This is a genomic window from Streptomyces sp. NPDC033229 (genome assembly GCF_055576875.1).
The window spans coordinates 55,372-79,902 of record NZ_JBVIQR010000019.1 but is presented as its reverse complement, the minus strand read 5'-3'; the positions used below and the strand labels follow the sequence as shown (position 1 = coordinate 79,902).

The window sequence follows — 24,531 nt, the reverse complement described above, 5'->3', positions numbered from 1 at the left end:
CCGCCCCCAGGGCGCGGGCGGGGCACGGACGGGGCCGCGGCCTCATGCCCCTGGGCCGTCGAGCCGCTGATCGTGAGGGGGTGACCATCCGACTCAGCTCAACGAACGAGCCCCTCATGTCTGTCCTCGCTTCACCGCTCGCCCTCGACAGGTACCTCGTCGCCGGTTCCGTGGGTTTCCCGGTCCAGGTGCGCCACGGGGACGACTCCTGGTCCGAACTGGCACGGATCGCGGCCGAGCCGGCCCCCGCCGCCTTCGTGCTCGTGACCGAGCGCACCCTGCCCCGGGAACACATCACCCGCGTCCTGCACCACCTCGGCACGGCCGCACCCACCTGCGTGCGGTGGCTGACCGGCCAGGACGTGCCCGACTGCGCGGCCCTCACACCCGGCTCGGTGATTGTCGCCCTGGGCGGCACCCGCGTCATCGACGCCGCCGGCCGACTGGCCGCCCGCACCGGGGGCCGGCCCCGCCTGGTGTATCTGCCGACCACCCTGCGGGCGATGACGGACTCGGCGCTGTCGCTCGTCGGCCCCACCGGCCCCCGCCCCGCGCCGGTCCTCGTCCGCGTCCAGCTGGACTTCCTGACGACGCTCACCCCCGACGCCATCCGCTCCGGACTGGGCGCGCTCGTCAGGAACGTCCTGGCCGTCAGCCCGGCCTTCCACGACCGGGTGGCCGACCGGCTGCGCCCCGACGCCCGGTACGACCTGGGCACCCTGGCGTCGTTCATCGCCCTGTGCCTGGAAGTGCGAGCCACCCTGCTGCCCTACGACCCGCTGGAGCGGGGTCCCGCCATGGCCTTCCACTACGGGCGCACCGTGGCGGACGCGCTGCGGGGGCTCGGCGCCGACGCACCGCGGCACGGCGAGGCCACAGCGCTGGGCATGCTCGTCGCCGCCCGCGTGGCCAGGCTCTCGGGGCTGCTGGACGAGGACGGCGAGCGGGCGCACCGGGAGCTGGTGGCCCGGTGGGGCGTCCCCATGGAGCTGCCCGCCACGGTCACCGCCGACGACGTCCTGGTGGCGCTGCGCCGGGGCCAGGCCCCGGGGATGCCGTCCCCGCGCGGCGCCGCCTCACCGGTCCGCCCGGCGCTGGTGCTCCTCGACCGGCCGGGGGAGCCGCACATCGTGGGCGGTCACCTGGCCGCCGAGGTCGGCGAGGACCTCCTGCGCGCGGGGCTCGACGCGATCGTCGGCCGGGGCGCGGGGGCGTCGCATGCGACCGGGGCCGCCGAGGCCGCCGGTACCGCAACCGAGGGCTCCCCGGCCGCGCACGGGCCGGCCGGCCGGGACCTGGCGGAGGCCGTCGGTCCCGGTCGCCCGTGACGGGACGTGGGACCGCCGCGCGACCGTCCTCTCATGTGTCCGGGACATCGGGACACCCAGGGTGGATCACGAAGGTCATCCCGATTCGGTGCCCCCGCGGCACCCCACCCGAGGAGACGGTCGTGCCCACCACACAGACATCCCGTAACCAGTGCCTCACCGGCCTCTTCCAGGAGGCGGTGGAGGCGCACCCCCACCGGACGGCCGTGGTCGTCGACGAGGGGGACAGCCTGACCTATCGCGAGCTCGCGGAGAGAAGCGCGGACCTCGCGGCATACCTGCGACATCTCGGCGTCGCCCCCGACGACCGGGTGGGGATATTCGTCGAGCCGTCGATCGAACTGATGGCGGGCGCCTGGGGAATCCTGTTCGCCGGAGCCGCCTATCTGCCGCTGTCACCGGAGTACCCCGAGGCACGGCTGCGGTACATGATCGAAGACGCCCGGGTCGATGTCATCGTCACCCAGGAAAAGCTCGCACCCAGGCTGGCGGAGCTGGCGCCGAAGGGCACGACGATCGTCACCCCGCCGGACGTGCTGGAGTTCGCGGGATCACCCGCGGCCGCGGCCGCGCGCCGCGCCCTCGCCACCGGCCCGCGCCCGTACGACCTGGCGTACGTCATCTACACCTCGGGCAGCACGGGCAAACCGAAGGGAGTGATGATCGAACACCGCGCCATCGTCAATCAGATGCGTTGGATGAAGGCCGTCTGCGACCTGGACCGGGACGCGGTCGTCCTGCAGAAGACCCCGATGAGTTTCGACGCGGCGCAGTGGGAGATTTTGGCCCCGAGCTGCGGCAGCAGGGTCGTCATGGGCCGCCCCGGCGTGTACCGGGACCCCGAGGGGCTGATCGAGGCCATCGGCAGACACCGGGTGACGACGCTCCAATGCGTGCCGACGCTGCTCCAGGCACTGCTGGACACCGACGGGTTCGCGCGGCTCACCTCGCTCACCCGGATCTTCAGCGGTGGCGAGGCCCTGTCCAAGAACCTCGCCCGGCTCTGCCTCGAGACGTTCCCGAAGTGCGAGCTGGTCAATCTGTACGGGCCGACCGAATGCACCATCAACACCTCGGCCTTCACCGTCGACCGGGATTCCGTCGACGGCGGCTCGTACATGATCTCGATCGGCACCCCCGTGCACCACACGCACTACCGCATTCTCGACGCCCACCGGGCCCCGGTGGCCGCGGGGGAGACCGGTGAGCTGTACATCGGCGGCGCCCAGCTCGCACGCGGCTATCTGTACCGGCCGGAGCTGACCGCGGACAGGTTCATCGACGACCCGTTCACCACCGACGACCCGGGGGCCAGGCTGTACCGGACCGGCGATCTGGCGTGCTGGAACGCCGACGGCACGGTCCAGTTCGCGGGCCGGGCGGACAACCAGGTCAAGCTGCGGGGTTTCCGGGTCGAGCTGGACGAGATCAGGCTGGCGATCGAGAACCACGACTGGGTCAAAAACGCCGCGGTCGTCGTCAAGGACGACCCCCGCACCGGATTCCAGAATCTGATCGCCTGCGTCGAGCTCAGCCCGAAGGAAGCGGCGCTCATGGACCAGGGGCGGCACGGCGCCCACCACCAGTCGAAGGCGAGCAGACTGCAGGTGAAGGCCCAGCTGGCGAACGGCGGCTGCCGGGACGAGGCGGAACTCCGTGGCAGGACGACGGTCGATCTGCCCGGCGCGGTACCGACGCCCGACCAGCGGCGCCGGGTGTTCGCCCGCAAGACCTACCGCTTCTTCGAGGGCGGTGACGTCCGGAAGGCCGACATCCTGCGCCTTCTGCGCGGTGGCGGCACGGCTGCGGCCCCCCGGGAGCCGGACAGTCTGACCCTCGCCGAATGGGGCGAGATCCTGCGCTGGTTCGGCCAGTACCTGAGCGCGGAGCGGCTGCTGCCGAAGTACGGCTACGCGTCCCCCGGTTCGCTGTACGCCACCCAGCTGTACATCGAACTGAACGGGGTGGGCGGCGTGCGGCCGGGGTGCTACTACTACCACCCCGTGCACCACCGGCTGGTGCTGATGCGCGAAACGACCGGTGAGGAAACGGCGCGGGTCAAGCTCCATTTCGTGGGGAAGAAGTCGGCGATCGAGCCGGTCTACAAGAACAACATCCAAGAGGTCCTCGAAATCGAGACCGGCCACATGATCGGTCTGTTCGAGGAGGTCCTCCCCGCGTACGGCCTGGACGTCAGGGCCCTGGGCCGCACCCCCGCCGTGAAGGACGGTCTCGACTGCGCCGAGGAGGACTACTGCCTGGGCACGTTCGAGGTGGTTCCCCACGACGCCACGCGGCCCGGCGAGGATTCCCTGGAGATCTACATCCAGACCCACCCCGGCAAGGTGTCCGACATGCCGACGGGGCTGTACCGGTACCGCGACGGCGACCTGGAGCGGATCTCGGACGAGATCGTCCTGAAGAAGCACGTCATCGCCATCAACCAGCGGGTCCACGAGCGGTCGGCCCTCGGCATCACCGTCGTCAACAGGGACCGCCGGGGCTGGCGCGGCTACATCGATCTCGGCAGGAAGCTCCAGCGTCTGCAGATGAACGACCTCGGCCTCGGCTTCATGTCCTCGGGGTACAGCTCCAGGAGCGGCGACGATCTGCCGTCGGCGAAGCGTATGGAAGCCATCCTGACCGGTCTGGGGCTGGACACGGGGGCGTCCTACTTCTTCGTCGGCGGCCGGGTGAGCGAGGAGCAGACGCGCAGTGAAGGCATGAAGGAGGACATCGTCCATATGAAGGGGCCGGCGGAGCTCATCAAGGACGATCTGGTCAATTTCCTTCCCGACTACATGCTGCCGAACAGGGTCGTCGTCATGGACCGGCTGCCGCTCACCGCCAACGGGAAGATCGACGCCAAGGCGTTGGCCGCGTCGGAGAAGGTGAACGCGGAGACCGCCGAACGCCCCTTCGTCGCGCCGCGGACGAGGACCGAGGAGCGGATCAGCCGTATCTGGCGGCAGGTCATGAAGCGGGACGTGGTCTCCGTACGGGACGACTTCTTCGCGTCCGGAGGGAACTCGCTGACAGCGGTCGCGCTCATCAACAAACTCAACAAGGAGTTCGGGAGCGCGCTGCCGTTGCAGATCCTGTTCGAACATCCGACCGTCGAGGAGCTCGCCCGGCGGGTCGACGACGCGGCCGCCGTGTCCTCGGTGGCCTCCTCGCGCCTGGTGCGGCTGTGGGGCGAGGGCACCAGGCCCCCCGTCCACTGCTGGCCCGGCCTCGGCGGCTACGCGATGAACCTCAGGCCGCTGGCCGCGGCCGTGGACATCGACCGGCCCTTCTACGGAGTCCAGGCGCACGGCATCAACGAGGGCGAGACCCCGTACCCCACCATCAAGGAGATGGCGGCGGCGGACGTCACGGCCGTCAAGCGGATCCAGCCGGAGGGCCCCTACACGCTGTGGGGCTATTCCTTCGGCGCGCGGGTTGCCTTCGAGACCGCCTACCGGCTCGAACAGGCCGGTGACCGGGTGGAGAACCTCTTCCTGATAGCGCCGGGGTCACCGAAATTCCGCGCGGAGTACGAGTCCGCGCACGGCGGTGAGCCCACCTACCGCAACAAGGCGTTCGTGGCGATCCTCTTCTCGGTCTTCGCGGGCCGCGCCACCGGCCCGGCGCTCGAGGACTGCCTGCGGGCCACCGAGGACGAGGAGAGCTTCCTCTCCTTCATCGGTGACCGGTTCGCGGACCTCGACCGGGCGCTGATCAAGCGGATCGTCGACGTCGTGCGCCGCACCTATGAATTCAAGTACAGCTTCGACGAGTTGACCGAGCGGACGATCGACGCCCCGGTGACGGTCTTCAAGGCCGACGGCGACGACTACTCGTTCATCGAGAACAGCAGCGGGTACGCGTCGGCCGCCCCGAGGTTCGTCGACCTCGAAGCCGACCACTACGGGCTCCTCAGGGACCCGGGTGTGAACGAGCTGGTGCGGGCGATACGACGCCGACTGGGAGCCGAAGAGGTGTGACACAGCCGAGGAGGGTGTGACGGCGCGGCCGTACGAGTGCGAGACGATCGTGACGCAGGCGAAAAGGATATGGGCGGCCAAAAGGAGCTGATAGCGTCGATTCGTGAGTGAAGAAGACAGATCTGTGCCCCGCGTTCTGATCGTCGATGATCATCCACTCTTTCGCGCGGGGCTCAAGGTCGCCCTGGAGATCGCCGGCGGGGCCGTCGTCGTCGCCGAGGCCGAGACCGTCGGCGAAGTACCGGACGCCGTGGCACAGCACCGTCCCGACGTCGTCGTCATGGACCTCTCCCTGCCGGACGCCTCCGGCATCGAAGCCACACGTCAGCTCGCCGAACTCCACCCCCAGCTGCCCGTCCTGATGCTCACCATGTCCGACGACGACGGCAGTCTGCTCGCCGCCCTCCAGGCGGGGGCCCGCGGCTATCTGGTGAAGGGGGCGGGCGCCGACGAGGTCCAGCACGCGGTGCGCACCGTCGCCGCGGGCGGCGCCGTCTTCGGCTCGGACATCGCCGGCCATCTCACCGAACTGCTCTCCGGCAGCCGGCGCCGCGACGCGGAAATGCTCTTCCCCGCCCTCACCTCCCGTGAGTCCGAGGTGCTCGAACTGATCGCGCGGGGCCTCGACAACCGGCACATCGCCCGCGAACTGGTGCTCTCGGAGAAGACCGTGCGCAACCACGTCACGCACGTCTTCGAGAAACTCCAGGTCACCTCCCGTGCCGAAGCCGTCGCCAGGGCCAGGGACGTGGGCCTGGGCGACGACGACTGACCGGGCTGCCCGCCTACCGCGCCCCGGGGCCGGAACGGGACACCGGCCCCATGCGCCCGGGACCACGCGCACACAAGGATCGAAGGTCAGCGCCCCACGCGGCGAGGAGGGCCCGGATGCCCACGGACCACACGACGCGGAAGAAGCCGAGCTCGGGCCCCGGCATGCTGCCCGCCTACGCGGTGAGCGTGCTCACCATGCTGTCCGGGATCGTGTGGGCCGTCGTGACGCTGACCCACCTCGGCCACCCCCGGCTGAGGGACGTCCGCACCGGCTACGCCTCCGTCAACGTCCTCGTCGGGCTCGGACTGGCCCTGAACGGCATGGCCTTCGTCGCCCGCCGCTCCGGCCGGGCGGTGGGCCGGCTCCTGCTCGTCTCCGGCTGCGTCCTGGCCCTGGGGCAGGCGATCTCCGTCCTGGCCGTCCTGGCCCACGTCGACTCGGTGACCTACACCGCCGTGATCGTCGTCCAGATGATCGCGTTCTCCCTCTTCGGTGTCGTCGTCTACGGCATGCCGCTCTGGCTGCCCGACGGACGCCTGCCCCGGCACTGGGGCATGCCGTGCGTGGTGCTCGTCAGTGTCTGGAGCGTTCTCCAGCAGTACTACGAGTTCGCCCTGCCCGGCTCCACCTGGTACAACCGGCCCACCCCGCTGGACCACGGCGGCTGGGCGCGCGTCGAGGGGTGGCTCACCCCCTGGATGGGGACCGCCGACGCCTGGGTCCCCTCACTGATGCTCGCCGTGGGCCTGGGCATCATGGCGGTCCGTTGGCGCCGCACCCCGAAGGGCCGCCGCGCCTACTGGATCCTCGTCGTGCCCTACCTCCTGTGGGTCGCCGCGGGCTACCTCCATCTCCACGCCGACATCGCCTACGAGTTCAAGCTCGCCGCCTTCTACGTCCCGGCCGTCCTGTGGCCCGTGGCCCTCGGCTATGTCCACGTCCGGGACCGCACCTGGGCCCTCGACCGGGCCGCCCGCCGCGTGCTGACCGCCCTCCTGCTGACCTTCGTGATGTTCCTGGCCTACGCCGCGGGCGGCGCCTTCCTCTCTTACCTCTCGCCGGGATCCCTGACCGCCGAGGCACAACTGCTGGCCCTGCTCGCCCTGATCGTGGGCGCCCTGCTGCGCCCCACCGCCCGCTGGGCCACCCGGGTGGCCGAGCACTACTACTACGGCGAACGCGCCCAGCCGTATCAGGCGGTCCGTGAGCTGGCCGACCGACTGGGCACGGCGCCCCACCCCGACGACGCGCCCCGGCTGCTGTGCGACACCGTGGTCCACACCCTGAAGCTGCCCGGCGCCCGGCTCGTGGTCGTCACCCGGGGCGGGCCGCGCGAGCTGGCGCGACTCGGCGAGACCGGCCCGGAAAGCGAGGTCTTCCACCTCGTCCACCAAGGCGACGACATCGGGTATCTGCTCGTGCCGGCCCGCCCCGGAGAGCTCGTCCTCGACGATCAGGACCGCGAGGCCGTACAGATCCTCGCCGATCAAGGCGCCCCGGCGATCGCCTCGTTGCGGCTGTACAAGGACCTCCAGACCAGCCGCGAGAAAATCGTCATGGCGCGCGAAGAGGAACGCAGACGGCTGCGGCACGACCTCCACGACGGCCTCGGCCCGGCACTCTCCGGACTGCGGCTGCAGGTCGACGCCGTCCACTCGGCCATACGGACCGAACTGCGGGCCTCGGAGCCGCTGCGGGCCGTATCGGCGGGCATCGGGCGGGCGATCGAGGAACTGCGGCACATCACCGACGGCCTGGCGCCCGCCGCCCTCGACGGCGCCGACCTTCCCCGCGCCCTGCGGCAGCTGGGCGAGCACCTCGCCGGACGGCGGCTGCGCATCACCGTCGCCCTCGAACCCGATCCCTTCCCCAAGCTCCCGGCCGCCGTGGAGGTCGCGGTCTACCGTATCGCCGCCGAGGCCCTCAACAACGTCGTACGGCATTCCCGGGCCGGCCACGCCCACGCCTCGGTGGGGGTGACGTCCGAGGCCGTCACCATGGAGATCCGCGACGACGGCGTCGGAATCCCCGAGCACGAGCGTGACCAAGGCGTCGGACTGCGGTCGATGGCGGAGCGCTCCGAGGAGCTCGGCGGCCGGTTCACGCTGACGAGCACAGCCGACGGCACCGTCGTACGGGCCGTGTTCCCCCGCAGCCCCACCGGCCGGCGAGCCGGGACCAGGCCCTAGTCGGGACCGCCTCCCCATGTGCCCGGGACAACGGGAGCGCGAGAGTCGTCGGTGACAGGACGGCCCGTACTCGGGGGACGGGCCGTCGCGGACGACGCACGACAACCAAGGAACGAACCGATGTCTGCACGTGTTGGTTTCACCTTTCCCGTCATGAAGACGCTCGGCGTCCTCGCCGCCCTCGCGGCCCTGTGCGCGGTGCCGTGGGCCAGGCACCGAAGAGGCTCCGCCGAGGACCGCCGCTTCCCGGGGCCGAAGGCCGCGTTCCCGGGCCCGAAGCCCGGCCCGGCCCGCTTTCCCGGCCCCAAGTCCTAGGGGCGCACCGTCGCTGCGCGACGGTGTCCTCAATCGCCGGACGGGCTGCAAATGCAGCCCGTCCGGCGATTGAGGACGCGCCCGCAGGGCGCTCGCCGCCGCAGGCGGCAACGACGGCCCGCAGCCGAAGACTCGTCGGACACGTCCTAGCGTCGGCCCGGGCCTCGGCGCGTCACCGTCAGCCGGTCGTCGCCTGGTACAAACCACGGCCGGGACGGTGTGCCTGGCCCGCCTTCACCAGCCGTTCGAGTGAGGTGCGTACGGCGTTGATGCTGCCATTGGTGTCATCGCGGCCGAGCGCCAGGTTGACTTCACGGGCCTTGACCGGGGCTCCGGCCTTGGCCAGATGAGCCACGACATCCTTGGTCAGCCCACTGGCCCGCTTCTTCGGCTGCTCCGCCGGCGTCTCCTGCGTGGCCTTCCCCGCACCGGCCGAAACGTCCTTCGGCGCGGCGGCCTTGGCCTCCTTCTTCACCACGGCGGTCTTCTTCGCCGGCTGCTTCTTCGCGGCGACGGTCTTCTTCGCCACGCGCGGGCGCGGCACCTTGCCCTCGGCGGTGGACGCCGTGCGCTTGCGCCCGCCGGTCGCCTTGCCCGCGGCCGACTTCGCCTCGCCGGTGGCCTTCTTTCCGCGTGTGGCCTGCGGCTTCTCCTCCGTGGCCTGCCGCGGCGGGGTGACGGGCGCGGGGGTCTGTGCGGCCTCGGAGCCCTGTTCCCCGACGGAATCGGGGGAGCCGGAAGGCGCCGAAGGCACCGCCGTCGCCACCCGCGCCAGGGGGGCGGGTGCCAGAGCCTCGAGACTGCGCAGGGCCAGCCGGACCGACTCCAGCCGCTCGGTGACCACTGCCAGGTCCGTCTCCAGGGTCTGCTGGTGCTTCTCCAGTTGGGGAAGCTCTGTTCGCAACAACTCGAGGGTCGTCTCGATGCCGTCGTGCGTACCGAATGTGGCTGCCACGTATTCGTCCTCTCTCTGCCGGACCACTGCGGGTGCCTTCGTGTGTCCGCTGCGCGGAAGCCTAAGGGTGCCGCTGTTGGCTGTTAGCTTCCCCATAAATCTCGCAAGAACGCATGTGACTTCACAGAAGAGGGGCGGCGTGCATCACGAAGCTGACGGCCGACGGCTCCTGGGGAGTCCTTTCCGTAAGAGCGTTGACGCGCCGGTGGGCGGTCAACACAGGCCGGAGGTGAAGGAAGGCGATGTGGTGCCGACCGCAGCGGGATGTTGCCTGTATGACGAACGGGCCTGAAACAGATGGATATTGACGGAGCGTAAGTTCGTGTGCGCGGGCACGCTTCCGGCACCCCTCGCGACCGCGCCGCCCCGCGGGCTTGTACCGTGGACAGCCGGGCGGGGCCGTGGCCTCGTACAGCCGTTCTCACGGGGAGCTGCCGATGAGCGACAAAGGACCCGAGGTGCCTACCGTCAGTGGCCCGGTACGCGGACGGTGGGCGGACGACCTCGCCGTCTTCCGCGGCATCCCCTTCGCGCGGCCCCCGATCGGCGCCCTGCGCTTCGCCGCACCGCGGCCGCCGCGCCCCTGGGACGGGGTGCGGGAAGCCGCGGAGTTCGGCCCGCCGCCGCCCCAGGCCGGCCCGGCCCGGCCACCCGGGAACGCGACCGGCACGGACTGGCTGACCGTCAACGTATGGTCCCCGGACCCGGGCGCGGCCCGGCTGCCGGTGCTGGTGTGGTTCCAGGGCGGTGCCTATCTCTCCGGCACCTCCAGCGATCCGCTGTACGACGCCGCGCTGCTCGCCCGCACGGGGCTGGTCATCGTGACGTTCAACTACCGGGTGGGTGCGGAAGGCTTCGCCCAGCTCTCCGGAGCCCCGGCCAACCGTGGTCTGCTCGACCAGATCGCGGCCCTGCGCTGGGTGCGGGAGAACATCGCCGGCTTCGGGGGCGACGCCGACCGGGTCACCGTCTGCGGGCAGTCGGCCGGGGCCGGGTCGATCGCGACGCTGCTGGCCATGCCGTCGGCCGCGGGTCTCTTCGGGCGGGCGATCGCGCAGAGCGTCCCGTGGCTCTACTGCACCCCCGCCCTCGCGGAGGACATCGCGGCGGCGCTGGCCGCCCGGCTCGGCACGCAACCCACCGCGGGCGCGCTCTCGGCCGTCGACCCGCAGCGGCTGGCCGATGAGGTCGACGTGCTCATGAGTGAACTCCCCTCGCACGCCGAACGGTGGGGCCGCGTCGCGAGCGTGGGAGCCCCGTTCGCGCCGGTGGTGGACGGCGAGGTGCTGCCGGACGTGCCCTGGCGGGCGCTCGCGGACGGCCGTGCGAGCGATGTCGCCCTGCTGACCGGCCATACCCGTGACGAGTTCCGGCTCTTCCTGGTCACGAGCGGACGCTCAGGGAAGATCACCGAGGAGGACGCTACGGCCGCCCTGCGGACCCTCGGCCCCGGGCCCGACGCGGAGCGCGCGTACCGCACCGCCTACCCGGACGCCGGTGCGGAGGAGCTGTTCGAGCTGGTGTACTCGGACATGCTCTTCCGGATGCCCTCGCTGTACCTGGCCGAGGCGCACACGGCCGCGGGCGGCAGGTCCCATCTGTACGAACTGTGCTGGCCCTCACCGGCGCTGGGCGGCGCCCTCGGCGCGAGCCACGCCGTCGACGTACCGTTGCTCTTCGGTACCTTCGACAGCCCGGCGGGCCGGCTACTGATCGGCGAGGGGGAACCACCCGCCGAGGCGCTCGGTCTCGCGGAGGAGATCCGGGGTTCCTGGGCGGCGTTCGCCCGGGACGGCGACCCCGGGTGGCCGCTCCACGGAGCGGACCGGCGGCTGACCCGGCTGCTCGACGCGGAGGTGCGCACGGCGCCCTACCCACAGGAGCGGTCCCGGCGCATCTGGCACGGTCACGCTTTCGACCCCTTCGACCTGCCGTAGGTCTTCGGCCCGGCAGCCGGCCGGGTCGTCTCCGACCCGGCGGCGACCTACCGGATCACTGGTGGCCGGCCCCTGCCGGGGTGGGGTTCGTCGCGCACGGCACGTTCGTGAGCCCGGTCGGGAATATCCCGTCCTTCGTGCTCTGTCCCGCCGCGAACTCGTAGTAGAGGTACGAGTAGAAGCCGATCGCCTTGTTGGTGCCACAGGTCGAGTCGGCGGCGACCTGGTACGTCAGCTTGACGGTGCGGGTGGCGCCCGGCGCGATCGGCACGGTGTAGTTCAGCGGCCGGGTGGCGTCACACGGCTTGCCCTCCTCGGTGCAGGAGGTGAACGCGTACTTCAGCCCGCCCTTGGTGGTGTCGTAGGTCGGGTGGATCGTCTGGTAGACGAACTGCACGTCGGTGGTCTGCACGTTGGTGAACGTCATGGTCAGCGTGACCGACGAACCCGGCGTCGCCGACTGCTTGTCGGCGGTGACGGTCAGGGCCGGGGTTTCGGCGGCGGTGGCCGACTGGCTCAGGCCGGCAAGGCCGATGACCAGGGCAAGTGTCGCGGAGAGGCTGAGTCGGCTCAGCACGGATCTGCTCATGGCCGGTGAGCGTAAGAAGGAACGCCCCGCCCGTCTGCACCCACCGATCAGGACCGGCCAACCGCACGAGGGGGGATATGGCTTCCGGGGCTGGTGGAACGGATGGTGCGCCGCCGAGGGCCCTACACGAGTTGGCTTGACATGTGCCGGTCGCATGTTCAGGATCCGCCGACCGACGGTGTCACACCTCGCCTTCCGAACGGGCGGCGGCTACGGCGCGCCATTCCCTCGAGGGGTGTCCCGCCGATACGGACACCGGTGGAGCCCCGTCGGCAGGGACGGCCGAGGGGGCGGGTCCGGCTGCCGCGCAGCCCCGTCGGACCCGCCGGCGGTCAACCGGGGGTCCTGCCGGACAGGTCGCTGCGAAGAGCCCACCGCAGGAACCTGCCCGCAGGTCAGACCGGGGAGGCGGCCGGTTCCAGGAGCCGCGGGGCCGCTTCCTCCTGATCCGCCACTGTCTGCCGGGAGCCCTGCGCGCTCTCGTTCTCCACCGCGCCGCGCAGCTGCGGGTCGGCGATGAGGCTCGTCGGGTAGAGCATCCGGCCGACCGGGTGCGGCTGGGCGTACACGGCGATCAGCTGGCGCACCGTCGCGGCGTCCGCCGTCGGTGTCATGAACGGACGGCCGACGTCCAACGGGTCCTCGCCCTGATCGAGGTCGGGGTCGGACAGGGTGGACCACATGTCCTCGGCGGCGCTGACGAGCTGGTCGAGTTCGTCGCGGACGCCGCGCCACGCGCCGTCCCGCAGAGCCTGCTCGAGGCGGGAGACGACGTCGAGGACGCTGGCGTAGTCCTCGGCCAACTGGTCTTCCACGGCGGTGGGTTCGAGGGTCTTGGCGGCTAGCTCGGTGGTGTACACGGCACCTCCACGCAAGGGGAACGGTCGGAGCGGGGCCCGTCCCGAAAGGCCCCGCCCGGGCATCGTCGCGCGTCCGGTGGGTGAGGGCCGCCGTTCGCCGTCACCGGGCAGCGATATATCACTCGCTCGGGCGAACGCGCGCTGCCGTGACGCTCCCGCCCGGCCGACGCACGGGCCGCGGTGCGATTCCCCGGTCCCGTCACGGCACCGGGCGTGCGGCGGGCCGGGGGAGCCCGTCCCAGAAGTCGCACTGGTGGGCGGAGCCGAAGTCACGGCGCGGCGCGATGGCGTCGGGGGCGAGCGAAAGCGGCCGGTAGGAGGCGGCGGTGGTCGCGCGCCAGGGCGGTGCCGCCCCGCCGCCCGGCTCGCCGGTGGCGGCGAAACGGCTCCAGTACGACGTCATCGCCTCGGACAGGCGGCGCTGGGCCGGGTCGAGTTCCACGCCGCCCCGGCGGTAGGTGAAGAGGTACGGGATCTCGGCGCCGTGGTAGGCACCCAGCGGGAAGTCGGGGTGCAGCGTGTAGAGGTTGGGCGCGGTGCGGTCGGCGAACTCGTAGGCGAACGTGCGGCCCGGTGCCGCGGCGGCGAACCAGCGGGCGGTCGCCCGGGTCGGGCACGCGAAGACGGCGTCGCGGAAGACCGCCGCGAAGGCGAGCCGGTGGTCGCCGCCGTACGCCGTGGCCGGATAGCGCGCGGCGACACGGGCGGCGTCGACGCCGAAGAGGGCGGCGAGCAGGACGGGGTAGGAGACGGCGTTCAGCTCGGTGCCCTCCGACTCCAGGACCGCCGAGGTGATCGTGCCCTCGTCGAGGGTGTCGCCGATCAGCACCGGCACCTCGGCGTGGTCACCCGCCGCGATGGCATCGGCCGGCGCGGTGGGAAGCACCGGGGTGCCGGAGACCGGGGACCACGCGGTGGGACTGCCCGCGTCCGGCGCGGCGAGGATGTCGGTGACGGGCTTCCCGCGCAGGCACGCCGGGACCGGGGCGGTCGCTCCCGGGCAGCCGGCCCCCGCCGCGAAGGTCCGCCCGGCGGACTCGGCGGCCGCGGCGTCACGGATGCGCAGCGCGCACGGGGCGCTCTGGACGACGGCCCGTGCGAACAGCCCGCGCGACCGCGGGGACACCAGATGGGCGCAGACGCTGAGGCCCCCGGCGGACTGGCCCGCCACCGTGACCCTCGCCCGGTCGCCGCCGAACGCGGCGGCGTTCTCCCCGGCCCAGCGCAGCGCCGCCCCCTGGTCCAGGAGCCCGTAGTTCCCCGAGCCCGCCGCCGGGGACTCGGCGGTCAGCGCGGGGTGGGCGAGATAGCCGAAGGGCCCCAGCCGGTAGTTCGCGGTGACCACCACCATGTCCCCGGCCCGCGCGAGATCGGCGGCGTCGTAGGCCGCCGCCGATCCGGAGACGAACGAACCCCCGTGGAACCACACCAGGACCGGCTTGCCCGTACCGCCTTCGGGCGGGGTGAACACGTTCAGATGGAGGCAGTCCTCGTTCGTCGTGCTGGCATCGCCGAGCAGCGGTCTCGGCCGTCGGGCGCAGCCCTCGGCGTAGCGGGTCGCGTCCCGTACCTCCGCCCACGCCGCGGGTGGGGCCGGAGGCCGCCACCGCAGCCGCCCGACCGGCGGGGCCGCGAACGGAACCCCGAGGAAGGACCGGCCCCGGTCGGTGACCGTGCCGCGCACCGGACCGTTCGTCGTGACCACGACGGCGGGGTCAGCCGCCCCGGTGCGGTCCGCCGCCGGGGCGGCGTGGCCGGGCCCCACGAGCCCGACGAGGCCCACGAGTCCGATGAGCCCGGCGAGTGCCCGGGTGAGGAACGCTGTTCTGGCGGGCTTTCGGCATCCTTGGGCGGCCATGCCTGGGTCATACCACTTCGCGAGGAGGAGGGAAACGCGGGTCGCGTGGGCTTTCGCGGGCCGGCGCGCCCGCGGTGCCGGGGGAGTCGTCCTGATGGGTGCCCTGGGAGGCAGGGGCACTGGTGTGGTGTCAGGATCCGAGAATATGGACCGCATATCACCCCCACCCGCGAGCCGGGGGAAGCCACGGCGCCGCCCCTCGCGGCTGGTGACCGTGCTGCTTCTGATAGTGGCGGGAGCCGTCTGCTCCACGATCGATCTGCGTACCCTCGTATCCGAGGACGGCAGCCCCGGGGGACTGGCGGCCGACGCGGGTGGGCTGCTGACCCCCCAGCAGCGGGCGGTCGCCGCGGCGAAGTGGGGACTGGCCCGGCCGCCGCTGGCCGCACCGTCACCGCCCACGGTCAAACCGGCACTGGAGACCCCGAGCGGATTCTTCCGCGGGCCGGGCCTGATCCCCGCCATCACCCGGATACCCACGACCGACAAGGTCGTCTTCCTGACGATCGACGACGGTACGGAGAAGGACCCGCAGTTCGCGGCGATGGCGAGCGAACTCGGGGTGCCCTTCAGCGCCTTCGTCACCGACTCCGCCATCCGGGACGACTACGGCTACTACCGCGATCTGCACGCGCGCGGGCACGCCATCCACAACCACACGCTCACCCATCCGCAGCTGACCCGGCTGGAGCCCGAGGAGCAACGCGCGGAGATCTGCGGACAGCAGGACATCGTCCAGCGTGAGTTCGGCGTCCGCCCGGCCCTCTTCCGCCCGCCGTTCGGCGAATTCGACCGCGACACGCTGGAGATCGCCCGTGAATGCGGTGTCCGTGTCGCTCCCCTGTGGAGCGAGGAGGCGTTCCCGAACCGGCTGGAGTACCGCAGGGCGGACCGGAAGCTCCACCCCGGCGACATCATCCTGACCCACTTCAACGGCCCCCGGCAGTGGGGCGGGAGCATGACGGACATGCTCAGGCTGGTTCTGCGGAAGGTCACGGAGCAGGGCATGGCCCTGGCCCGGCTGGAGGACTACGTCTGACCGAGCGGATCGGGGCGCTCTCGTCGTCTGCGTGAATGGCCGAGATGCGCGCGCTCTTCAGGGCCCCATTCCTTGTCGTGGGCGGTGCGCGGCATTCCGCGCGCGAAGGAAATACCGAGGTCAATGCGGGAATCAAGACATCAAACATGGTGGTGGCCCGCCATGCGGGCGGCTTGGCCTATAGCGAGTGGTGCCGCTGCTGGGGGTTTTGCTAGTCCGCTGTGGGGCGCTGGACGGATAGAAAGTGGTGTGCAAGCATCCCGCCATGATCTACAAATGGCTCATATGCAATGTATCGGTAACACGGGCGGCGGCCCGTGATCGTCCTCCCGGTACCTGACGCGGCCGCGAACCTTTCGCACCCTCGCATCAAACGGGCCGTTCATCGCGGGGCAAACCCGTGGCCATTGACAACCAGCGTTTCAGGAGAGTACGTGACCCTTGTGAAATCCGTTGTGAATTTGCCGGCCGACTTATCCTTCAACATTCTCGGACCCCTGTCGGTGTCGTCGGCCGAGGGGCCCCTCCCGCTGGGACCGGCCCGGCAGCGCGCCGTGCTGTCGGCGCTGTTGCTGGCCCCCGGGCAGGTGGTGGGAACGGACCGGCTCACCGAGGCCATATGGCCGGCGGGCGCAACGCGGTCGCCAGTCTCCACAGCTACGTTTCCCACCTCCGCCGTCAACTGGAGCCGGGCTGTCCGCCCTGGGGGCGGAACCGGATCCTGCGGCGGGAGCCGCAAGGGTATCTGCTGGCCGTCGAGGCGGAGCGGGTGGACGCCCGCCGCTTCGAGTGCCTGCTGCGCGAAGGGCGACAGCTTCTGCGGAAGGCCCGTTACCCGGAGGCGAGCCGGATCCTCAGGGACTCCCTGGACCTGTGGCGCGGTTCGCCCTACGCCGACCTCGGTGACTACGAGCCCGCCGTATGCGAGGCGGCGCGGCTGGAGGAACTGCGCCTCGCGACGTTGGAGGCCCTGTGGGAAGCCGAGTTGGCCTGGGGGCAGGACTATGTCACCGCCGTCGCCGAGCTGGCCGCGCTCAGCGCGAAGTTTCCCACCCGCGAACGGTTGGGGTGGCTGCTGATGGTCGCCCTGTGCGAGGTGGACCGCCAGGCGGAGGCGGTGGCGGTGTACAACCGCATCCGCAGGACCGTGGCCCAGGAACTGGGAGTGGATCCCGGCCGGGAGCTGCGGGCGTTGTTCGCCCGGATCCTGCGTGACGAGTCCGTCGGGCAAGCCTGTCTGCAACGCTGACGGCGCTCGTCTGCCTGCAACACTGACGGCGCCCACCTGTCTGCAACGCTGACGGCGCCCGTCGGGAACGCCGCCACGTCGCGTCGCCGGTCGTCCGGCCGCGGGCACGGGACCGCCCTCAGTGGATCCGCCGGTCGTGGCCGGCCCAATAGGGCTCCCTGAGCCGGCCCTTCTGGACCTTGCCGTTACTGGTGCGGGGCAGGACGTCCCGGAAGTCCACCGAGGTGGGTGCCTTGTACCGGGCCAGCCGCTGTTTGCAGTAGGAGATGATCTCCTCTTCGGTGGCGCGGACCCCGGCGGCGGGCACGACCAGAGCCTTGACGGTCTCGCCCCACCGCTCGTCCGGCACGCCGATGACGGCCACCTCGGCGACCGCGGGATGGCCCAGGAGACAGTCCTCCACCTCCACCGAGGACACGCTCTCCCCGCCCGTGACGATGACGTCCTTCACCCGGTCGGACAGCACCAGGTGACCCTCGTCGTCGAAGGAACCCACATCGCCGGTGTGGAACCAGCCGTCCCGCACCGCGGCCGCGTCGGCCTGCTCGTCCCGCCAGTAGCTGTCCAGCACCATGTTCGAGCGTGCCAGCACCTCGCCCCGCGGCCCGGTCCCGAGCCGCACGCCCAGGGCGGGTGCGCCCGCCCTCGTCAGCCCCCCGGGCCCCGGGGCGTCCGGCAGTCGCCGGTTGAAGGTGAGCAGTGTCGTCTCCGTCAGGCCGTAGACCTGGAGGAACTCCCAGCCCAGTTCGTTCTCCACCTGGGAGACCAGCCGCTCGCTGACGGGGGCGCCCGCGCAGACCACGCGCATCCGCCCGCGCCCGGGGATCTCTCCGGGCCAGCTCCGCGCCGCCCGGATCACCGAGTCCCATACGGCGGGAGCGCCGAAGGCGAGAGTCACCCCGTGCTCCTCGACCCGGCGCAGGATCTCCGCGCCGTCGATCCGGCGCAGCAGCACCTGTTTCGCGCCCAGCCCGGCGAGGAGGAACGGTACGCCCCAGCCGTTGCAGTGGAACGTGGGCAGGGTGTGGAGGTAGACGTCCCCCTCCCATATCCGGGCGTGGACGCCGAAGGTCATCGCGTTGAGCCAGATGCTGCGGTGGGTCAGCGCGACGCCCTTGGGGCGGGCGGAGGTGCCCGAGGTGTAGTTGATGGTCGCGACCGCGTTCTCGTCCGGTCGTGACCAGGGGCGGGGGGTGACGTCGAAGCGCATGACCTCCGTTTCGGTCTGCTCGCCGAGGACGAACCGCTTCGGCACGTCGACCGAGCCCAGCACCGCCTCGACGTCGGGATCGACGAACACGACCGAGGCGTCGCACTGGCGCAGGATGTAGGAGATCTCCTCGGGCGTGAGCCGGTAGTTCACCGGCACGCAGATCCGGCCGCTCGCCGGCACCGCGTAGAGCAGCTCCAGCAGCCGGGCCGAGTTGGCGGTGACGACGGCGACCCGCTCGCCCTCGCCGATCCCCAGGGCGTCCAGGCCGGCCTGCCAGGCCCGGACACGCCGCGACGTCTCGCCGTACGTGGCGGTGGGCACCGCGGCGGCCGGTTGGTGCGGTTCGTCGACCAGCGAGGTGCGGTCGGCGGCGGTCGCCTCGGCGCGATCGAGGAAGTCGGCCAGGGTGAGCGGAACGAACATCAGTGTCCTCCGACGGGAGTACCGGGAGAGGGGGCGAGTCGACGGGGGCGTTGCGCGCCCCGTGCGCGGCGGACGCTCCGGTCGCCCGAGGCCGCGCCATCGCGTCAGTCGCCCATATTGGCACTCCCGGTCCTCATCCAGAAAGCCTCGATCGGCCGCAGCCAAGTTGTGTTCAAGAAACCATCAAGAGCGGTCGGCGACGATGCGACGGCACTGCGGGATGCCGAGGAGACGGGCATCGCGCTCCCCGCGACCGTCGTCTTCGACTACCCGACGCCCCACGCGCTCGCCGGGCACATCAGCGGCCTGCTGGCCGGCGGGGGTGCCGCTCCTGAGCCCACCACCGGTCCGGGCGGCGCGGCCGTGGACGAGCCGATCGCGATCGTCGGCATGGGCTGCCGACTGCCCGGCGGAGTGCGCTCACCGGACGACCTGTGGGAGCTCGTGCGCTCGGAGACGGACGCGATCTCCGAGTTCCCCGAAGACCGGGGCTGGGACGTCGAGTACCACCCGGACCCCGACCACCTGGGCACGACCGTCACCCGGCACGCCGGTTTCCTCTACGACGCGGCCGACTTCGACGCGGACTTCTTCGCGATCAGCCCGGGCGAGGCGGTGACGATCGACCCCCAGCACCGGCTGCTGCTGGAGACCGCGTGGGAGGCGATCGAAGGGGCCCGGCTCGACCCGACCACGCTGCGCGGCAGCCGGACCGGTGTGTTCGTCGGCCTCATGTACAGCGAGTACGGAGCCCGGATCCGGCAGGTACCGCCGAGCGCCGAGGGCTACCGCGTCGTGGGCAGCATGCCCAGCGTGGCCTCGGGCCGCCTCGCCTACACCTTCGGCTTCGAAGGCCCCGCGGTCACCGTCGACACCGCCTGTTCGTCCTCCCTCGTGGCGATCCACCTCGCGGCCGAGTCGCTGCGCAAGGGCGAGTGCACGCTCGCCCTGGCCGGTGGCGCCACCGTGATGTCCACGCCCTGGGGCTACGTCGAGTTCAGCCGCCAGCGCGGTCTGGCACCGGACGGACGGGCCCGGTCGTTCTCGGCGGACGCGGCCCGGCAGCAGCTGGTCGGAGGGCGTCGGCGTACTGGCGCTGGAGCGGCTGTCCGACGCGCGGCGCAACGGCCACCGCGTGCTGGCCGTGCTACGGGGATCGGCCGTCAACCAGGACGGCGCGTCCAACGGTCTGACAGCGCCGAACGGCCCGGCCCAGCAAGCGGTGATCCGTCAGGCGCTCGCCAACGCGGGCCTGTCCACGGCGGACGTGGACGTCGTGGACGCCCACGGAGCCGGCACCCGGCTGGGCGACCCGATCGAGGCCCAGGCGCTGCTGGCCACCTACGGCCGGGACCGGCCGGCGGACCGGCCGCTGTGGCTGGGATCGCTGAAGTCCAACATCGGCCACACCCAGGCCGCGGCCGGCGTGTCCGGTGTGATCAAGATGGTGATGGCCCTCCGGCACGGGACGCTGCCGCGCAGCCTGCACATCAGCGAGCCGACCCCCATGGTGGACTGGTCCTCCGGTGCGGTGCGGCTGCTGACCGAGGCCAGGCCCTGGCCGGAGATCGACCGGCCGCGCCGGGCGGGCGTCTCCTCGTTCGGAGTGGGCGGGACGAACTCCCACTTCATCCTGGAGCAGGCGGATCCGGAGCCCGAACCGCGGCCCGAGGCAGAGCCGGTGTCCGACGAGGACGGCGACGCCCGTCCCCTGCCGTGGCTGGTCTCGGGGCGCGGAGCGGCGGGTCTGCGGGCCCAGGCCCGGCGGATCCGGGAGTTCCTGGAGGCCCACCCCGAGACACCGGACGCGGACGTCGCCTACTCCTTGGCGACCACGCGGGCGGCGCTGCCCGACCGGGCCGTCGTGGTGGCCGGAGACCGGGCCGAGGCCATGGCGCGCCTGGCCGGCCTCGCCGACGGCGACCCCGGCGACGCCGACGAGCACGTGGCGGCGGGCTCCGCCACCACCCGTGACCGCCTCGCCTTCGTGTTCCCGGGCCAGGGATCCCAGTGGCCGGGGATGGCGGCCGAACTCATGAACACCTCGCGGGTGTTCCGGGAGTCGATCGAAGCCTGCGCCGAGAGCCTCGCCCCGCACACGGACTGGTCGCTGACGAAGGCCCTGCAGGGCAAGTCCGGCGCGCCGTCCCTGGACCGTGTCGACGTCGTGCAGCCGGCGCTGTTCGCCGTGATGGTCTCCCTCGCCGCGCTGTGGCGGTCCTTCGGGGTGGAGCCCTCCGCGGTCATCGGGCACTCGCAGGGCGAGATGGCGGCGGCCCACGTCGCCGGCGCGCTCTCCCTGGACGACGCGGCCCGCATCGTGGCCGTGCGCAGCCGGGCCATCCGGGTGCTGTCGGGGCGGGGCGGGATGGTCTCGGTCGCCGCCCCCGTCGACCAGGTGCGGGTGAGCATCCAGCCGTGGGGCGGCGCCGTGTCGGTCGCGGCGGTCAACGGACCGCGGTCCGTCGTCATCTCCGGTGACCCCGTGGCGCTGGAGGAGGCCATGGCGGCGTTCACCGCCGACGGTGTGCGCACCCGGCGAATACCGGTGGACTACGCCTCGCACTCGGCGCAGGTCGAGGAGATCCGCGAGACCCTGCTGGCGGAGCTGTCCGGGATCCAGCCGCGGCAGGCGAGCGTGCCGTTCTACTCGACGGTGTCCGGCGAGCCCATCGACACCACGGTCCTCGACGCCGAGTACTGGGTGACCAACCTCCGCGAGACCGTCCAGTTCGACCGCACCGTCCGCCGTCTGCTCGCCGACGGCCACAGCGGCTTCGCCGAGATGAGCCCGCACCCCGTGCTCACCGTCGGCATCCAGGAGACCGCCGACGACGTGGACACCGACGGCGTCCTGACCCTCGAATCGCTGCGGCGGAACGAGGGCGGCATGGCACGGCTGCTGACCGCGGTCGGCGAGGCCCATGTACACGGCATCGCCGTCGACTGGTCGCAGGCGTTCGACCACACCGCCCCCCGCCCGGTGGACCTGCCCACCTACGCCTTCCAGCGGCGCCGCTACTGGCTGGAGGACGCGGCCCCGCCGCAGGCGGACATGGCGGCGGCCGGCCTGGACGGCGTCGACCACCCCCTGCTGGGTGCCGCCGTCCCCCTGGCCGACGGCGGGATGCTGTTCACCGGAAGCCTGTCCGCGCGGTCCCACCCCTGGCTCGCCGACCACGGCGTCGCCGACGTCCTCGTCGTCCCGGGTGCGGCGCTCGTGGAACTGGCCCTGCACGCCGGCGGACTGACGGGCTGCGAGGTGCTGGAGGAGCTGGTCCTTCAGGCTCCGCTGATCCTGCCCGAACAGGACACGGTCCGTGTCCAGCTGGCCCTCGGCGGGCCGGACGAGTCCGGACGGCGCAGCGTCACCCTGCACTCGCGGGCGAACGACGCGGGCGTCGACGAACCGTGGACGCGGCACGCCGACGGCACCCTGACGCGCGGCGACCACCCCGTCGACGACCTCCCGACCTCCTGGCCGCCCACCGGCGCCGAGGAAATCGAACTCGACGACTGCTACGGCCAGTTGGCCAAGAGCGGACTGCACTACGGTGGCGCCTTCCAGGGGCTCCGGCGCTGCTGGCGCCTCGACGGGGACATCTACGTGGAGGTCGAGCTCCCGGAGAGCGCCGGCGACTCCACCCCCTACGGACTGCACCCCGCCCTGTTCGACGCGGCGCTGCACGCCGCGGCGTTCGTCGGACTGCCCGCCGCGGCGCCGGACGACGCCGTGACCCGGCTGCCGTTCTCCTGGAGCGGCGTCGCCCTGCACGCCACCGGTGCCGACCGGCTGCGGGCCCGGATCCGCTTCACCGGACCCGACTCGCTGTCCGTCACCGCCACCGACCCCACCGGACGTCCCGTCCTGTCCATCGCGACCCTCGGGATGCGCCCGGTGACCGCCGAGGCCCTCCACCGGGCCGCCGCCTCGGCCGGCACCTCGCTGCTCCGCCTGGAGTGGCGGCCGGCGACGCGGCCCGAACCCCGCGCCACCGACGCGGCGCGCTGGGCCTGGATCGGCACCGAAGCCGCCGACGCGGAGCGCGCCCTCGCCCCGCGGAGCGTCCGCTACGAGCACCACACCGCTCTCACGACCCTACGGGCGAGCCTGGACGCCGGCGGCGGCGTGCCCGACGTCGTCGTCCTCGCACAGCCGGCGACGGCCGGGGACACCGACCTGGCCACCGCGGCCCACCAAGCCGTCCACCGGACGCTGACCGCCGTGCAGGACTGGCTGGCCGACGACCGGCTGGCGGGCTCCCGCCTCGTGGTGCTCACCCGGGGCGCGGTCGCGCCCACGCCCGGTTCCGTGCCCGACCCCGCCCTCGCCGCGGTGTGGGGGCTGGTGGCCTCGGCCCAGTCCGAGAACCCGGACCGCATCACCCTGGTGGACCTCGACGTGCTCGGTACGTCCCTGCCCGCGCTCCCCCTGGCCGTGGACAGCGGCGAGGCCCGGGTCGCGGTGCGCGACGGATCCTTCCTGACCCCCCACCTGGCGCGGGTCGCACCGGTGGCCGCCCACAGCGCTCCGCTCTGGCGTGCCGACGGCACGGTGCTGGTGACCGGCGGCCTCGGGGTGCTGGGCCGGATGCTGGTCCGGCATGTGGTGGTCTCGCACGGGGTGCGGCACATCGTGGCCGTGTCCCGGTCGGGGGCTTCCGGTGAGGGCGTGGCCTCCTTCGTGGACGAGCTGCGCGCCGAAGGCGCCGAGCTGCGGATCGTCACGGGAGACGCGGCGGACCGCGCGGTACTGGAAGGCGCGTTGGCGTCGATCGAGGCGGAACACCCGCTGACGGCCGTGGTGCACATGGCCGGCGTACTGGACGACGGTGTACTGGGCTCGCTGACGCCCGAGCGTGTCGACCGTGTGCTGCGTCCGAAGGTGGACGCGGCCTGGCACCTGCACGAGCTGACGGCCGGATCCGATGTGCCGCTCTTCGTCTTCTCCTCGGTGTCGAGTGTGCTGGGGAACGCCGGACAAGGCGGATACGCGGCGGCGAACGCGTTCCTCGACGCGCTGGTCGAGCACCGCCGCGGCGCGGGCGCACCGGGCGTGTCCATGGGCTGGGGGCTGTGGGGAGCGAAGTCGGGACTGACGGGCACTCTGGGCGAGACGGACCTGCGACGCATCGCCCGGTCCGGCATCCGGCCGCTCTCCGACGACCAGGGCCTCGCCCTGTTCGACCTCGCACGCGCCACCGACGCCCCCGTCGTCTTCCCCCTGCACCTGGACACCGCGGCCCTCGGCGGCGGCGACACCGAGAACATCCCGCCCCTGCTGCGCGGACTCGCCCGCACCCCGGTCCGGCGCGCCACCGTCCGCACCGAGGACGAGCCCGGCGGCGACTCCCTGGCCGACCGTCTCGCCCGCCTTCCGGAGGCCGAACAGGACGCCCAGCTGCTGACCCTGGTCCGCGGCCACGTCGCGGCCGTCCTCGGCTACGACGACCCGCGGACCGTCGGCGAGCGGCGCGCGTTCGTCGAGATCGGATTCGACTCCCTGCGCGCCCTGCAATTGCGCAACCGGCTCAACGGCGCCACGGGGCTGCGCCTGCCGGCCACGCTGGTCTTCGACCACCCCACCCCCGACGCGCTCCGCGGGTATCTGCGCACGCTCCTCCTGCCCGACGCACCGTCGGCGCGGGATGCCGAGGGCGGGGCAGCGGCGGACGCGGTCGCACCGGACCTCGGCCCGGAGCCGGGCAGGGGGGACGAGGCCATCGAGCAACTCCGCTCGGCGGCCTCCCTGGAAGAAGTCTTCGACTTCATCGATGACCAGCTCGGCGAGTAGCCGACCCCGCCCGCACCCGAC

The 24,531-nt window shown here is 72.1% G+C and carries 14 protein-coding genes and 1 pseudogene; 10 read left to right on the top strand and 5 right to left on the bottom strand.

Features of this window, described 5'->3' with window-relative positions; translation table 11 throughout:
- Positions 1–116 precede the first annotated feature (116 nt).
- From ACZ53N_RS18620 to ACZ53N_RS18600, 5 genes are all read left to right on the top strand, one after another.
- Positions 117–1,328 (top strand): 3-dehydroquinate synthase family protein, encoded by a 1,212-nt coding sequence (locus ACZ53N_RS18620; protein ID WP_469141909.1) that lies wholly within the window; start codon positions 117–119, stop codon positions 1,326–1,328.
- 122 nt (positions 1,329–1,450) lie between these two features.
- Entirely contained in the window at positions 1,451–5,314 is a 3,864-nt protein-coding gene (locus ACZ53N_RS18615) for an amino acid adenylation domain-containing protein (protein ID WP_469141908.1), read from the top strand.
- Between the two features lie 103 nt (positions 5,315–5,417).
- Complete coding sequence (locus ACZ53N_RS18610) at positions 5,418–6,086, top strand: response regulator transcription factor (RefSeq protein WP_469141907.1); 669 nt, start codon at positions 5,418–5,420, stop codon at positions 6,084–6,086.
- 116 nt (positions 6,087–6,202) lie between these two features.
- Positions 6,203–8,278 carry a sensor histidine kinase gene (locus ACZ53N_RS18605; protein WP_469141906.1) on the top strand — a complete coding sequence of 692 codons (2,076 nt, stop codon included), beginning with the start codon at positions 6,203–6,205 and terminating at the stop codon, positions 8,276–8,278.
- 120 nt (positions 8,279–8,398) lie between these two features.
- Positions 8,399–8,593: a hypothetical protein gene (locus tag ACZ53N_RS18600; protein WP_469141905.1), complete on the top strand. Its 195-nt coding sequence runs from the start codon at positions 8,399–8,401 to the stop codon at positions 8,591–8,593.
- A 178-nt stretch (positions 8,594–8,771) separates the two neighbouring features.
- Here the strand turns inward: ACZ53N_RS18600 and ACZ53N_RS18595 are convergent, their stop codons facing one another.
- Positions 8,772–9,548, bottom strand: coding sequence for a hypothetical protein (locus ACZ53N_RS18595; RefSeq protein WP_469141904.1), 777 nt, complete (start codon positions 9,546–9,548; stop codon positions 8,772–8,774).
- A 437-nt stretch (positions 9,549–9,985) separates the two neighbouring features.
- On the opposite strand from ACZ53N_RS18595, the gene ACZ53N_RS18590 reads away from it, so the two are divergent.
- A complete protein-coding gene (locus ACZ53N_RS18590; protein ID WP_469141903.1) occupies positions 9,986–11,485 on the top strand; it encodes a carboxylesterase/lipase family protein in 1,500 nt (499 codons plus the stop codon).
- A gap of 55 nt (positions 11,486–11,540) precedes the next feature.
- On the opposite strand, the gene ACZ53N_RS18585 is transcribed toward ACZ53N_RS18590, so the two are convergent.
- The 3 genes from ACZ53N_RS18585 to ACZ53N_RS18575 form a co-directional block, all read right to left on the bottom strand.
- The gene (locus ACZ53N_RS18585) at positions 11,541–12,074 is read right to left on the bottom strand and encodes a hypothetical protein (RefSeq protein WP_469141902.1); all 534 of its coding nucleotides are present in this window, start codon (positions 12,072–12,074) and stop codon (positions 11,541–11,543) included.
- Positions 12,075–12,469: 395 nt separating this feature from the next.
- The gene (locus ACZ53N_RS18580) at positions 12,470–12,934 is read right to left on the bottom strand and encodes a hypothetical protein (protein ID WP_469141901.1); all 465 of its coding nucleotides are present in this window, start codon (positions 12,932–12,934) and stop codon (positions 12,470–12,472) included.
- A 199-nt stretch (positions 12,935–13,133) separates the two neighbouring features.
- Positions 13,134–14,792, bottom strand: a complete 1,659-nt coding sequence (locus ACZ53N_RS18575) for a carboxylesterase/lipase family protein (RefSeq protein ID WP_469141900.1) — start codon at positions 14,790–14,792, stop codon at positions 13,134–13,136.
- A gap of 145 nt (positions 14,793–14,937) precedes the next feature.
- On the opposite strand from ACZ53N_RS18575, the gene ACZ53N_RS18570 reads away from it, so the two are divergent.
- Both ACZ53N_RS18570 and ACZ53N_RS18565 read left to right on the top strand, forming a co-directional pair.
- Entirely contained in the window at positions 14,938–15,831 is an 894-nt protein-coding gene (locus tag ACZ53N_RS18570) for a polysaccharide deacetylase family protein (protein WP_469141899.1), read from the top strand.
- A gap of 619 nt (positions 15,832–16,450) precedes the next feature.
- The gene (locus ACZ53N_RS18565) at positions 16,451–17,080 is read left to right on the top strand and encodes an AfsR/SARP family transcriptional regulator (protein WP_469141898.1); all 630 of its coding nucleotides are present in this window, start codon (positions 16,451–16,453) and stop codon (positions 17,078–17,080) included.
- Positions 17,081–17,198: 118 nt separating this feature from the next.
- Here the strand turns inward: ACZ53N_RS18565 and ACZ53N_RS18560 are convergent, their stop codons facing one another.
- Positions 17,199–18,716: an AMP-binding protein gene (locus tag ACZ53N_RS18560; protein WP_469141897.1), complete on the bottom strand. Its 1,518-nt coding sequence runs from the start codon at positions 18,714–18,716 to the stop codon at positions 17,199–17,201.
- A 168-nt stretch (positions 18,717–18,884) separates the two neighbouring features.
- On the opposite strand from ACZ53N_RS18560, the pseudogene ACZ53N_RS18555 reads away from it, so the two are divergent.
- Together ACZ53N_RS18555 and ACZ53N_RS18550 are read left to right on the top strand one after the other, a co-directional pair.
- Positions 18,885–22,572, top strand: a pseudogene (locus ACZ53N_RS18555) (type I polyketide synthase); the annotation flags it as partial.
- Positions 22,573–22,605: 33 nt separating this feature from the next.
- A complete protein-coding gene (locus ACZ53N_RS18550; RefSeq protein ID WP_469141948.1) occupies positions 22,606–24,510 on the top strand; it encodes a type I polyketide synthase in 1,905 nt (634 codons plus the stop codon).
- Positions 24,511–24,531 lie beyond the last annotated feature (21 nt).

Bases quoted from the DNA above. Each gene is read 5' to 3' on its own strand.
- ACZ53N_RS18620 (WP_469141909.1), top strand. From the start codon at position 117: ATGTCTGTCCTCGCTTCACCGCTCGCCCTCGACAGGTACCTCGTCGCC.
- ACZ53N_RS18605 (WP_469141906.1), top strand. From the start codon at position 6,203: ATGCCCACGGACCACACGACGCGGAAGAAGCCGAGCTCGGGCCCCGGC.
- ACZ53N_RS18600 (WP_469141905.1), top strand. From the start codon at position 8,399: ATGTCTGCACGTGTTGGTTTCACCTTTCCCGTCATGAAGACGCTCGGC.
- ACZ53N_RS18590 (WP_469141903.1), top strand. From the start codon at position 9,986: ATGAGCGACAAAGGACCCGAGGTGCCTACCGTCAGTGGCCCGGTACGC.
- ACZ53N_RS18585 (WP_469141902.1), bottom strand. From the start codon at position 12,074: ATGAGCAGATCCGTGCTGAGCCGACTCAGCCTCTCCGCGACACTTGCC.
- ACZ53N_RS18575 (WP_469141900.1), bottom strand. From the start codon at position 14,792: ATGGCCGCCCAAGGATGCCGAAAGCCCGCCAGAACAGCGTTCCTCACC.
- ACZ53N_RS18570 (WP_469141899.1), top strand. From the start codon at position 14,938: ATGGACCGCATATCACCCCCACCCGCGAGCCGGGGGAAGCCACGGCGC.
- ACZ53N_RS18565 (WP_469141898.1), top strand. From the start codon at position 16,451: ATGGCCGGCGGGCGCAACGCGGTCGCCAGTCTCCACAGCTACGTTTCC.
- ACZ53N_RS18560 (WP_469141897.1), bottom strand. From the start codon at position 18,716: ATGTTCGTTCCGCTCACCCTGGCCGACTTCCTCGATCGCGCCGAGGCG.
- ACZ53N_RS18550 (WP_469141948.1), top strand. From the start codon at position 22,606: ATGCGCCCGGTGACCGCCGAGGCCCTCCACCGGGCCGCCGCCTCGGCC.